The following is a 13,039-nucleotide window of genomic DNA, read 5'->3' on the forward strand; positions in this document are numbered from 1 at the left end:
AAATTAGTCATGAGAAAGGATAAAAATTTATGAAAGTAAAATTAATATCACATACACCTGAACCAGAAAAAGTAATAGCTATGGCAGCTAAGCTATGTTATTCACCAGTTGGGACAGACGAAATAGAAAAAGACTTAACAGATGAAAGTATAGAGAAGTTTTTAAATATGTTATTAAGTATAGGTCATGGGTCAATATTAGAACATGCTTCATTTACATTTTCAATAGAAGGGATATCAAGAGCTTGTTCACATCAAATTGTTAGACATCGTATAGCTAGTTTTTCACAACAGAGTCAAAGATATGTTAAATTAGAGCAATTTGAGTACATAATTCCTCCAGAAATAGAAAAAATAGAAAAAGCAAAAGAGTTATTTATAAATTCAATGAAAAAAGACCAAGAGGCTTATGATAACTTAGTAGAGATATTATTTGAAAATCATTATAATGAATTAATAAAAGATGGTAAAAATGAGAAAGCAGCAAAAAGACAAGCTGAAAAGAAAGCAATAGAAGATGCTAGGTATGTATTTCCAAATGCATGCGAAACAAAAATGGTATTTACTATAAATGCTAGAAGTTTATTTAATTTCTTTGAACATAGATGTTGTGAAAGAGCACAGTGGGAAATAAGAAATCTAGCTGTAGAAATGTTAAGAGAAGTTAAAAAGGTTGCTCCAATACTATTTAAAAAGACTGGACCAAGTTGTGTAAATGGTAGTTGTCCAGAAGGAACTATGACTTGTGGAGATATAGTTCAAGTTAGAGAAAAATTTAAGGCCTTGTAGGAGGTGAATCATTTGGCAAGTATAGAAGGAAGAAATCCAGTAATAGAAGCTATAAAAAGTGATAGAGAAATAGATAAAATATTAATTTCAAATTCAGCTAAAGAAGGTTCAATTAAAAAAATAATAGGAATGGCTAAAGAGAAGAACATAATTATACAATATGTTGATAAACATAAATTAGATGAGGTAAGTACAAGCCATTCACATCAAGGCGTAATAGCTTATGCAAGTGAATATAAGTATTACGAATTGGATGAGCTAATAGATTTAACAAAAAACAAAGATGAAGACCCATTTTTCATTATATTAGATGAGATAACAGATCCACATAATCTAGGTTCAATAATAAGGACAGCAGATGCAGTAGGAGCACATGGAGTTATTATTCCTAAAAGAAGGTCTGTACACATAACACCTGTAGTTGCTAAAGCGTCTGCAGGAGCAGTAGAGTATATGCCAGTTTGTAAGGTAACCAATATAGTTAATACAATAAAAAGATTAAAAGATGAAGGGCTGTGGATTGCAGCTGCTGATATGGATGGAGAAACTTTTTATAAACAAAATCTTACAGGTCCTCTTGGTGTGGTAATTGGAAGCGAAGGTTTTGGGATATCTAGATTGGTTAAACAAAACTGTGACTTTATAGTAAAAATGCCAATGATAGGTAATGTTACATCTTTAAATGCATCCGTGGCGGGTGGAATACTTTTATATGAGATATTCAGACAAAGACTGGATAAAAGTAAATAACCATGAAAAAAAATATAAATCATTACTTAATAATAGATGGCTACAATATTATAAATGCGTGGGATAATTTGAAAGAACTGGCTAAAGATGATTTAGAAGATTCTAGAGAAAAGCTTATTGATGATATTATAGAATTTTCTGAGTTTATGGGTTATAAGACTATAATAGTTTTTGATGCTTATAATGTTAAGAATTCACGAGAAAAAGTTGAGAAAAGAAAACACATAACGATAGTTTATACGAGAGAGCACCAAACAGCAGATAGTTATATAGAGAAATTTATAACTTCTTTATCAAAGTATGATGATGTAAAAGTAGCTACTAATGACTATGCAGAGCAACAAATGATTTTAGGAAAAGGTGCTACAAGAATGTCTGCAAGAGAATTAAAGTTAGAGTTAGATCGTTCCAAGAATAAAATGAAGGAAAAAAATATCGGTTTGAGGAAAAAAATTCAGCGAAATTGGTTGGAGGAAAGGTTAGATAAAGAAACATTGTCGAAACTTGAGAACATTCGTAGAAAGCGTTGAAATTACTAGCTTCTTTAGACTATAATATACCTATAAATTTGTTTTATATATGGGGGAGATTTACATGTTGGTAGCAAAAGAAAAAAGTTATGAGTTAATAGACAATTGTCAGCAGGATGAGTATAACATTGTATTAAGAGCAAGTGAAGGGGATAAAATAGCACTAGAGTACATTATTACCAAATACAGAAATTTTGTAAAGGCAAAGGCAAAATCCTATTTTTTAATTGGAGCAGATAAAGAAGACATAATACAAGAAGGAATGATAGGCCTTTATAAGGCAGTTAGAGATTTTGATGGAAGTAAGACAAATTCGTTTAAATGTTTTGCAGAGATATGTATAACAAGACAAATAATAACTGCTATAAAAACTGCAACAAGACAAAAACATATACCTTTAAATTCATATGTTTCTTTGAACAAACCAATATATGATGAAGAGTCAGACAGAACACTTTTAGATATTATAGCTACAAGTATAGTAACAGATCCAGAAGAACTTATAATTAGTAAAGAAGAGTTAAAAAATATAGAATCAAAGATGAACGAATTATTAAGTGACTTGGAATTAGAAGTCCTAGAATTATATTTAAATGGAAAGTCATACCAGTTTATAGCGGACAAGCTTAAAAGAGATGTAAAGTCAATAGATAACGCTTTACAAAGGGTTAAGAGAAAATTAGAAAAACATCTTGAAAACAGAAATGATTAATAGTAAAATACTTACCATAAGCTTATTGTGAGCAAAATTAATTTATATCGAAAGATAAGGGAGGAAATTCAAAATGGCTAAAGCTAAATACGAAAGAACAAAACCTCATGTTAATATAGGTACAATAGGACACGTTGACCACGGTAAAACTACATTAACAGCAGCAATAACAAAAACATTATATGACAGATATCAATTAGGAGAAGCAGTAGATTTCGCAAACATAGATAAAGCTCCAGAAGAAAGAGAAAGAGGAATCACAATATCAACAGCACACGTTGAGTATGAAACTCCAAACAGACACTACGCACACGTTGACTGCCCAGGACATGCTGACTACGTTAAGAACATGATAACAGGAGCAGCACAAATGGACGGAGCAATATTAGTTTGTTCAGCAACAGATGGACCAATGCCACAAACAAGAGAGCATATACTATTATCAAGACAAGTTGGTGTACCATATATAGTAGTATTCTTAAACAAATGTGACATGGTAGATGACGAAGAGTTATTAGAACTAGTAGAAATGGAAGTAAGAGATTTATTAACAGAATATGATTTCCCAGGAGATGATACTCCAATAATAAGAGGGTCAGCATTAATGGCATTAGAAGATCCAAAGAGCGAGTGGGGAAATAAGATAGTAGAATTATTCGAGCAAATAGATGAGTATATACCAGCTCCAGAGAGAGATACAGATAAACCATTCTTAATGCCAGTAGAGGACGTATTCTCAATCACAGGAAGAGGAACAGTTGCAACAGGAAGAGTAGAAAGAGGAGTACTAAAAGTACAAGACGAAGTAGAATTAGTAGGATTAACAGAAGCACCAAGAAAAGTAGTAGTAACAGGAGTAGAGATGTTCAGAAAATTATTAGACCAAGCACAAGCAGGGGATAATATAGGAGCATTATTAAGAGGAGTACAAAGAAGTGAGATAGAAAGAGGACAAGTACTAGCAAAAACTGGATCAGTAAAGGCACACACAAAGTTTACAGCAGAAGTATATGTACTTAAAAAAGAAGAGGGTGGAAGACATACACCATTCTTTGATGGATATAGACCACAATTCTATTTCAGAACAACAGACGTAACAGGAGCTTGTAAATTACCAGATGGAATAGAAATGGTAATGCCTGGAGATAACGTAACAATGGAAGTAGACTTAATAAACTCAATAGTTGTAGAAGAGGGACTAAGATTCTCAATAAGAGAAGGTGGAAGAACAGTAGCTTCAGGAGTTGTTGCTACTATAGTAGAGTAATCTTTTATTAAACTGATGGATTAAAAAGAATAATAAAAAGAGGGGTTATGCTCCTCTTTTTTTAACATAGAAATACAAAAACATTGACACAGCATAGGATTTTGTGATAACTTATACAAGGTAATGATTATAGGAAGTTAATAATATCTTGAATACTGTAGATTTTTAATAAATACATATTTTAAAGGTATTATATTCACATATATTAACAATATATATTATTGTATTACAAAGTTGGAGGTGTATCAGATGAGAGTTAAAGTAACTTTAGCATGTACAGAGTGTAAGCAAAGAAACTACAACACTACTAAGAATAAGAAAAATAATCCAGACAGAATAGAATTACAAAAATATTGTAGATTCTGTAAAAAGCATACAACTCATAAAGAAACAAAATAGTTTTTTATAAGGATGTGAGTATGGAATGGCTGCCCAAAAAAATGACGGTGCAAAAACTAAAAAAAGGTTTAGTTTATTTGGATATCTAAAAGAAACTAAGCAAGAATTAAAAAGAGTTACATGGCCGACAAAAAAGGAACTGTTTAAAAACACAAGTATAGTTTTAACTGTAGTTATTTCATGCACTATATTAGTATGGGGTATAGACACTATATTATCTGGTGCACTAGCGTTATTACTAAAATAGACGAAAAGAGGTAAGTTAAATGTCAGAATTACAAGAAGCAAGTTGGTATGTAGTTCATACCTATTCGGGACATGAAAATAAAGTTAAAGCTACAATTGAGAAAGCAGTTAAAACAAGAGGTATGGAAGACTGCATAAGACAAGTAGTTGTTCCAACAGAAGAGGTAGTGGAAACTACTAAAACTGGAAAAGAAAAAACTAGACAACGTAAAGTTTATCCAAGTTATGTCTTGGTTAAAATGATAATAACTGATGAATCTTGGTATGTAGTAAGAAATACTAAGGGAGTTACAGGTTTCGTTGGACCTGGTTCAAAACCAGTACCATTAAGTGAAGATGAAGTCAAAGCTATGGGGATAGATACAACAGACCCTAAAGTAGTAAATAGTGATATTGATTTTGAAATAGGAGACACAGTAAAAGTATCTCAAGGACCATTTAGTGGACAAATAGGTAACATAGAAGAAATTGACTTAGAAAATAGAGAAGTCAAAGTATGCATAAATGCATTTGGTAAAAGGACTCTATTTGTAATAGAGCTTGAAGGTATAGAAAAAATCTAATACTATTATTATAGAAAAATCTGAGGAGGTGCGCTCAAAATGGCTAAAAAAGTTATAGGTCAAATAAAATTACAAATACCTGCAGGAAAGGCTACTCCAGCGCCACCAGTTGGACCAGCATTAGGACAACATGGTGTTAATATAATGGGATTCACAAAAGAATTTAATGCTAAAACTGCAGATCAAGCTGGAATGATAATACCAGTTGTTATAACTGTATATCAAGATAGATCATTCAGTTTTATAACAAAAACTCCACCAGCTGCAGTTTTAATTAAAAAAGCATTAAACTTAAAATCAGGTTCTGGAGAACCAAACAAAAAGAAAGTTGCTAAAATAACTTCAGCTCAAGTAAGAGAAATAGCTGAGTTAAAAATGCCTGACTTAAATGCTGCATCAGTAGAAGCAGCTATGAGTATGATAGCGGGTACTGCTAGAAGCATGGGTGTTGTAGTAGAAGACTAATTAAAAGATACACTTTTTTTTATAAAGTGGGAGGCGAAAAGCCGAAATTAACCACGAGGAGGAAAATAAAATGGCTAAAAAAGGTAAAAGATATGCAGGTGCATTAGAAAAAGTAGATAGAACTAAATTTTATGATGCATCAGAAGCATTAACATTAGTTTCAGATATAGCTGGAGCTAAATTTGATGAGACAGTAGAAGCACACATTAAATTAGGTGTTGACTCAAGACATGCTGACCAACAAGTAAGAGGTGCAGTTGTATTACCTCACGGAACTGGTAAAACTAAAAGAGTTTTAGTTTTTGCTAAAGGTGAGAAAGCTAAAGAAGCTGAACAAGCTGGTGCTGACTTTGTAGGAGCTGAAGAATTAGTTCAAAAAATACAAGGTGAAAACTGGTTTGAATTTGATATAGTAGTTGCTACTCCAGATATGATGGGTGTAGTAGGTAGATTAGGTAGAGTATTAGGACCTAAAGGTTTAATGCCAAACCCTAAATCAGGAACAGTTACATTTGATGTAGCTAAAGCTATAGATGAAATAAAAGCTGGTAAAGTTGAATACAGATTAGACAAAACTAACATAATACACGTTCCAGTAGGAAAAGTATCATTTGGTGGAGAAAAATTAGCTGAAAACTTTGCTGCATTAATGGATGCTATAATAAAAGCTAAACCAGCTGCTGCTAAAGGACAATATTTAAGAAGTGTAACAGTAGCTTCTTCAATGGGACCTGGAGTTAAAATAAACCCAGCAAGAACAGCTGAATAATAAAACTGTTGACACAGGTTGACAAAAATGTTATTATATCACTTGTCAATGTAAAAAAGAATAGATTTGCCGTAGATAGTGGGTGCGAGAGCTTAATATCCCGCCGAGGTTTTAGATAAATTGAGATTACTAAAGCTTTTGATGTCTACTTTTGGCAACAAAAGCTTTTTATAATGTTGCGGTAAATACTAAGCCTATTTGGTGAAGGAGGTGCACATCTATATGAGAAAAGCTATAGAAATTAAATCAGAAGTTGTTTCTGAGATAGTTGAAAAGTTACAAAAATCTTCTGCTGCTGTTGTTGTAGATTACAAAGGATTAACAGTTGAAGAGGTAACTGAGTTAAGAAAACAAATGAGAGAAGCTGGTGTAGATTACAAAGTATATAAAAATACTTTAGTTAGAAGAGCAGCTAAAGAAGTTGGTATAGAGCAATTCAATGATGAATTATTAGTTGGAACTAATGCTATAGCATTTGGATATGATGATCCAGTTGCTCCAGCAAGAATATTAAAAGGATTCATGGATTCTCATCCAAAGATGAAATTAAAGATGGGTATTGTGGAAGGTGCATTCTACGATGAGTCTAAAATTGTTGAAATGGCTAACATACCATCAAGAGAAGTTCTTATCGCTAAATTACTTGGTAGCTTAAAAGCTCCAGTATCAAACTTTGCATATTTAATAGATGCAATAGCGAAAAAGGCAGAAGGTCAAGAAGAAGCTTAATAGCTTAATTAAAAAATTATAAATATTAATTTGAAATAAAATTCGGAGGTGCTAAAAATGACAATAGAACAAATATTAGAAGCTATAGAAAATATGAAAGTTTTAGAATTAAATGAATTAGTTAAAGCTGCTGAAGAAAAATTCGGTGTATCAGCTTCAGCTCCAGTAATGGTAGCTGGTGCAGCTGCTGGTGGACCAGCTGCTGAAGAAAAAACTGAATTTGATGTAGTATTAGCTGAAGTTGGTTCTTCAAAAGTTGGAGTTATAAAAGCAGTTAGAGAAATAACAGGATTAGGATTAAAAGAAGCTAAAGAAGTAGTTGATAACGCTCCTAAGACAGTTAAAGAAGGAGCTTCTAAAGAAGAAGCTGACCAAATAAAAGAAAAATTAGAAGCTGCTGGAGCTAAAGTAGAAGTTAAGTAGTTTCTTTAAAAAGATACCCTATGGGTATCTTTTTTATTTGCAAAAAATCATAGAATTTATCTAGAATTATAAAGAAAATATTTTTATAAAATGCAAAAAATATATATAATAGTATTAAATTAAGGGTATCATATAGTATGTAATGATATATTAATTTAATACTATTATTAAATTAATATATAAACAATTATTGTAATGTATATATATAGGCTATATAATTAAATGGAACTGTAAAAAATTACATATTATTTTAAAAAAATACATGAATAATTTAGAAATAAAATGTAATAAATAATTAATTAACAAATATAAATTTTAAAATGAACTAAGTATTAAAAAAATCGAAATTTGTAGACTTTGAAGGATGTATTTAAGGAGGAATTAATAATGGAAAAATTACAAGGAAAAATTGCAGTAGTTACTGCTGCAACAAAAGGTATTGGATTAGCTTCAGCAGAGATATTAGCAAAGAATGGAGCAATTGTATATTTAGCAGCTCGTTCAGAAGAATTAGCTAATGAAGTTATAAATAAAATAAGTGCAGAAGGTGGTTGTGCTAAGTTTGTTTACTTTAATGCTCGTGAAGAAGAAACTTTTACTTCAATGATAGAAGACGTAGTTAAAAAAGAAGGTAAGATAGATATACTTGTAAACAATTTTGGTTCAACAAACCCTTCTCTTGACAAAGACCTTGTAACTGGGGATACAGATAATTTCTTTGACACAGTAAATACTAATTTAAAAAGTGTGTATTTACCATGTAAAGCAGCAATTCCTCATATGATAAAGAATGGAAAAGGCAGTATAGTAAATATATCAAGTATAGGTTCAGTATTGCCTGATTTATCTAGAATAGCTTACTGTGTATCAAAAGCAGCAATCAATTCATTAACTCAAAACATAGCAACACAATATGCAAAAAATCATGTTAGATGTAATGCCGTACTTCCAGGACTTATTGCAACTAAGGCAGCATTAGATAATATGTCTCCAGAGTTCATAAAAGAGTTTTTAAAGCATGTTCCTTTAAATCGTATAGGGGAACCAGATGATATAGCAAAAGCCGTTCTATTCTATGCTAGTGATGACTCATCATTCATAACAGGGGATTTACTTGAAGTTGCAGGAGGATTTGGTTTACCTACTCCACAATTTGCAGATAACATATTAGGATAATCAATACACTAATATATAAAGAAAATTTATATATTAGTTATGTTAGAAATTCTATTTTTATAAAGACCATAGATATAATTTACATTGGAAAAAGTTTAAGACTAAAAATTCCAAGTTAAATTTATCTATGGTCTTTATTTTGTATATTTAATAAATTGTATATACTTGTATAAATCTAATTATTTACAACTATTTCATCATGGAATTATAATTAAATAGGGGAAGGGTATTTGTATAGAAGTTTATATAGAAAATTAGACCTATAAATGAAAAATATGGATTTTATATTAAGAAATTGTACATAATACATAATATATGCTAAAAATAATTTATAAAAAATCAAAAATAATGCATAGTTTACATATAAGATAAAAAATATATTGAAAAATACTTGACAATATGCTAAAATTATTAGATGCGTTAGAATGAACTATTGTTTTATTTTTAATTATTGAGAGGTGAAAAGTGAATGCCACATCCTGTCACGATAGGTAAAAGAACTAGAATGAGCTTTTCTAAAATTAAGGAAATAGCTGATGTGCCAAATCTTATAGAAATTCAAGTAGATTCCTATGAGTGGTTTTTAAAAGAAGGTTTAAAAGAAGTGTTTGATGATATTTCACCAATAGAAGATTATACTGGTAATCTTATATTGGAATTTGTTGACTATTCTTTAGACGATAAACCAAAGTACGATATAGAAGAGTGTAAAGAGAGAGATGCTACATATTGTGCACCTCTAAAAGTTAAGGTAAGACTTATAAATAAAGAAACAGGCGAGATAAAAGAACAAGAAGTATTTATGGGTGACTTCCCTTTAATGACAGAAAGAGGAACTTTCGTTATAAATGGAGCAGAAAGAGTTATAGTAAGTCAATTAGTTAGATCTCCTGGTGTTTACTATGCGGAAGAAAGAGATAAAACAGGTAAGAGATTGATTTCATCTACTGTAATTCCTAATAGAGGAGCATGGTTAGAATATGAGACAGATTCTAATGATGTAATTTCTGTAAGAGTTGATAGAACAAGAAAACAACCAGTTACAGTTTTACTTAGAGCTTTAGGGATAGGAACAGATGCAGAGATAATTGACCTTTTAGGAGAAGACGAAAGATTATCTGCTACATTAGAAAAGGATAATACTAAATCAGTAGAGGAAGGTCTTGTAGAGATATACAAAAAATTAAGACCAGGTGAACCTCCTACTGTAGAAAGTGCATCATCTTTATTAAATGCTTTATTCTTTGATCCAAAAAGATATGACTTAGCAAAAGTTGGTAGATATAAATTTAATAAGAAACTTGCTTTATGTTATAGAATAATGAATAAAATTTCAGCACAAGACATAATAAATCCAGAAACTGGGGAAGTATTTGTAAAAGCTGGAGAAAAAATAAGTTATGAGTTAGCTAAAGATATACAAAATGCAGGTATAAATGTAGTAAATCTACTAATGGATGATGATAAGAAAGTTAGAGTTATAGGAAATAATTTCGTAGATATTAAGTCTCACATTAATTTTGACATAGATGATTTAAACATAAAAGAAAAAGTACATTATCCGACTTTAAAAGAAATTTTAGATGGATATAGCGATGAAGAAGAAATAAAAGAAGCTATAAAATCAAGAATTAAAGAACTTATACCAAAACATATATTATTAGATGACATAATAGCTTCAATAAGTTATGAGTTCAATATATTCTATAATATAGGAAATATTGATGATATAGACCACCTAGGAAACAGAAGAATAAGATCTGTAGGTGAATTATTACAAAATCAAGTTAGAATTGGTCTTTCAAGAATGGAAAGAGTTATAAAAGAAAGAATGACAGTTCAAGATATGGAAGCTATAACGCCTCAAGCGTTAGTTAACATAAGACCAGTTTCTGCTGCAATAAAAGAATTCTTTGGTAGTTCTCAGTTATCTCAGTTCATGGACCAAACAAATCCACTATCTGAGTTAACACATAAGAGAAGATTATCAGCTCTTGGACCTGGAGGTCTTTCAAGAGAAAGAGCTGGATTCGAAGTGCGTGACGTTCACCATTCGCACTATGGTAGAATGTGTCCAATAGAGACTCCAGAGGGACCAAATATCGGTCTTATAAACTCTCTAGGAACTTATGCAAAGATAAATGAATTTGGATTTATAGAATCACCATATAGAAAATTTGACAAAGAAACAGCAACAGTTACTGATGAAATACATTATTTAACTGCTGATGAGGAAGACTTATTTGTAAGAGCTCAGGCAAATGAGCCATTAACAGATGATGGAAAGTTCGTAAACCATAGAGTTGTTTGTAGAACTGTAAATGGTGCTGTTGAAATGGTTCCTGAAAGCAGAGTAGATTACATGGATATATCTCCTAAGCAAGTTGTATCTGTTGCAACTGCTATGATACCTTTCCTAGAAAATGATGATGCCAACCGTGCTCTTATGGGAGCGAACATGCAGCGTCAGGCAGTGCCTCTAGTTAGAAGAGAAGCGCCAATTATAGGAACTGGTATAGAATATAGAGCTGCAAAAGACTCTGGAGCAGTTGTTGTTGCTAGAAATTCTGGTATAGCAGAAAGAGTAACAGCAGATGAAATAATTATAAAAAGAGAAGATGGAAACAGAGATAGATATAATCTACTTAAGTTTAAACGTTCAAACTCAGGTACTTGTATAAATCAAACACCTATAATAAGTAAAGGTGAAAAGATAGAGAGAGGCGATGTTATAGCAGATGGTCCAGCAACTGATTTAGGTGAAGTTGCACTTGGAAGAAACTGTCTTATAGCATTCATGACTTGGGAAGGTTATAACTACGAGGATGCCATATTAATAAATGAAAGATTAGTTAAAGAAGATAGATTATCAACAATTCATATAGAAGAATATGAATGTGAAGCTAGAGATACAAAACTAGGACCAGAGGAAATAACTAGAGATATACCTAATGTTGGAGATAGTGCAATCAAAAACTTAGATGATAGAGGTATAATAAGAATAGGTGCAGAGGTAGATTCAGGTGATATACTAGTTGGTAAGGTAACTCCAAAAGGAGAAACTGAACTTACTGCTGAGGAAAGATTACTTCGTGCAATATTTGGAGAAAAAGCTAGAGAAGTTAGAGATACTTCACTTAAAGTACCTCATGGTGAATCTGGTATAATAGTTGATGTAAAAGTATTTACTAGAGAAAATGGAGATGATTTATCTCCAGGAGTAAATGAATTAGTAAGATGTTATATAGCTAAAAAGAGAAAGATAAAAGTTGGAGATAAAATGGCTGGTCGTCATGGTAATAAGGGGGTTATCTCAAGAATATTACCAGAAGAAGATATGCCATTTATGGAAAATGGAACTCCTCTAGATATAATACTTAACCCACAAGGTATACCATCACGTATGAACATCGGTCAGGTTCTAGAAGTACATTTAGGACTAGCTGCTAAGACATTAGGATGGTATGTAGCAACATCAGTATTCGATGGTGCTAATGAGTACGATATAATGGATGCTCTTGAAGATGCTGGTTATCCTAGAGATGGTAAATTAACTTTATACGATGGTAGAACAGGTGAGACTTTTGACAACAGAATAACTGTTGGATATATGTATTACTTAAAACTACATCACTTAGTAGATGAAAAGCTACATGCAAGAAGTACTGGACCATACTCATTAGTTACTCAACAGCCACTAGGTGGTAAAGCACAATTTGGTGGACAAAGATTTGGAGAGATGGAGGTTTGGGCTCTAGAAGCATATGGAGCTGCTCACATACTTCAAGAAATACTTACTGTTAAGTCTGATGATGTTGTAGGACGTGTTAGAACTTACGAAGCTATAGTTAAAGGTGAAAACATACCTGAGCCAGGAATCCCAGAATCATTTAAGGTTCTTATAAAGGAACTTCAAAGTTTATGCTTAGATGTAAAAGTGTTGACAGATGAAGACCAAGAAATAGAAGTGAGAGAATCTGTAGATGAAGATGATACAATAGGTGAATTTGAGCTAGACGTTGTAAATCATATGGGAGAAGTTGAAGAAAGTAACATAATAGAAGAAATTGAAGATGATTTTGCTGAAAACGCAGAAGATGAGGATATAGAGAATTTAGAAGAATTCACTGAAGATGATTTATTTGAAGAAGAAATAGATTTTGAAAGTGATGACTTTGATATGTAAATTTAATTAATGTAAATCTCAAATAGAAGGGAGAGA

14 protein-coding genes and 1 other annotated feature are annotated in these 13,039 nt (G+C 31.6%); all 14 genes read left to right on the plus strand.

What is annotated here, in order from left to right:
• The first annotated feature begins 29 nt into the window (after nt 1-29).
• The 14 genes from thyX to rpoB all read left to right on the plus strand — a co-directional run bounded on the left by thyX (nt 30) and on the right by rpoB (nt 13,003).
• Complete coding sequence (thyX, locus tag Q3304_RS16640) at nt 30-788, plus strand: FAD-dependent thymidylate synthase (protein ID WP_054268670.1); 759 nt, start codon at nt 30-32, stop codon at nt 786-788.
• 12 nt (nt 789-800) lie between these two features.
• The gene (rlmB, locus tag Q3304_RS16645) at nt 801-1,538 is read left to right on the plus strand and encodes a 23S rRNA (guanosine(2251)-2'-O)-methyltransferase RlmB (RefSeq protein ID WP_054268671.1); all 738 of its coding nucleotides are present in this window, start codon (nt 801-803) and stop codon (nt 1,536-1,538) included.
• 2 nt (nt 1,539-1,540) lie between these two features.
• Nucleotides 1,541-2,068: an NYN domain-containing protein gene (locus tag Q3304_RS16650; protein WP_054268672.1), complete on the plus strand. Its 528-nt coding sequence runs from the start codon at nt 1,541-1,543 to the stop codon at nt 2,066-2,068.
• 64 nt (nt 2,069-2,132) lie between these two features.
• Nucleotides 2,133-2,780 (plus strand): RNA polymerase sporulation sigma factor SigH, encoded by a 648-nt coding sequence (gene sigH / locus Q3304_RS16655; protein WP_021382468.1) that lies wholly within the window; start codon nt 2,133-2,135, stop codon nt 2,778-2,780.
• A gap of 73 nt (nt 2,781-2,853) precedes the next feature.
• Nucleotides 2,854-4,047 carry an elongation factor Tu gene (gene tuf, locus Q3304_RS16660; RefSeq protein ID WP_074179359.1) on the plus strand — a complete coding sequence of 398 codons (1,194 nt, stop codon included), beginning with the start codon at nt 2,854-2,856 and terminating at the stop codon, nt 4,045-4,047.
• A 249-nt stretch (nt 4,048-4,296) separates the two neighbouring features.
• A complete protein-coding gene (gene rpmG, locus Q3304_RS16665; RefSeq protein WP_003421192.1) occupies nt 4,297-4,446 on the plus strand; it encodes a 50S ribosomal protein L33 in 150 nt (49 codons plus the stop codon).
• Nucleotides 4,447-4,471: 25 nt separating this feature from the next.
• A complete protein-coding gene (gene secE / locus Q3304_RS16670) occupies nt 4,472-4,693 on the plus strand; it encodes a preprotein translocase subunit SecE (protein ID WP_003429494.1) in 222 nt (73 codons plus the stop codon).
• 19 nt (nt 4,694-4,712) lie between these two features.
• Complete coding sequence (gene nusG / locus Q3304_RS16675) at nt 4,713-5,255, plus strand: transcription termination/antitermination protein NusG (RefSeq protein WP_003421190.1); 543 nt, start codon at nt 4,713-4,715, stop codon at nt 5,253-5,255.
• A gap of 39 nt (nt 5,256-5,294) precedes the next feature.
• Entirely contained in the window at nt 5,295-5,720 is a 426-nt protein-coding gene (gene rplK, locus Q3304_RS16680) for a 50S ribosomal protein L11 (protein ID WP_054268674.1), read from the plus strand.
• Between the two features lie 70 nt (nt 5,721-5,790).
• Nucleotides 5,791-6,489: a 50S ribosomal protein L1 gene (gene rplA / locus Q3304_RS16685; RefSeq protein ID WP_054268675.1), complete on the plus strand. Its 699-nt coding sequence runs from the start codon at nt 5,791-5,793 to the stop codon at nt 6,487-6,489.
• 51 nt (nt 6,490-6,540) lie between these two features.
• Nucleotides 6,541-6,669, plus strand: a sequence feature (ribosomal protein L10 leader region).
• A gap of 42 nt (nt 6,670-6,711) precedes the next feature.
• Nucleotides 6,712-7,218 carry a 50S ribosomal protein L10 gene (gene rplJ / locus Q3304_RS16690; protein WP_003421187.1) on the plus strand — a complete coding sequence of 169 codons (507 nt, stop codon included), beginning with the start codon at nt 6,712-6,714 and terminating at the stop codon, nt 7,216-7,218.
• Between the two features lie 57 nt (nt 7,219-7,275).
• Nucleotides 7,276-7,641 carry a 50S ribosomal protein L7/L12 gene (gene rplL / locus Q3304_RS16695; protein WP_021382505.1) on the plus strand — a complete coding sequence of 122 codons (366 nt, stop codon included), beginning with the start codon at nt 7,276-7,278 and terminating at the stop codon, nt 7,639-7,641.
• Nucleotides 7,642-8,028: 387 nt separating this feature from the next.
• Entirely contained in the window at nt 8,029-8,817 is a 789-nt protein-coding gene (locus tag Q3304_RS16700) for an SDR family NAD(P)-dependent oxidoreductase (protein ID WP_054268676.1), read from the plus strand.
• 469 nt (nt 8,818-9,286) lie between these two features.
• A complete protein-coding gene (rpoB, locus tag Q3304_RS16705; protein ID WP_054268677.1) occupies nt 9,287-13,003 on the plus strand; it encodes a DNA-directed RNA polymerase subunit beta in 3,717 nt (1,238 codons plus the stop codon).
• The last annotated feature ends 36 nt before the right edge of the window (nt 13,004-13,039 follow it).

The organism is Clostridioides sp. GD02377 (genome assembly GCF_045899875.1).
Taxonomy (GTDB): Bacteria; Bacillota; Clostridia; order Peptostreptococcales; family Peptostreptococcaceae; genus Clostridioides; species Clostridioides difficile_A.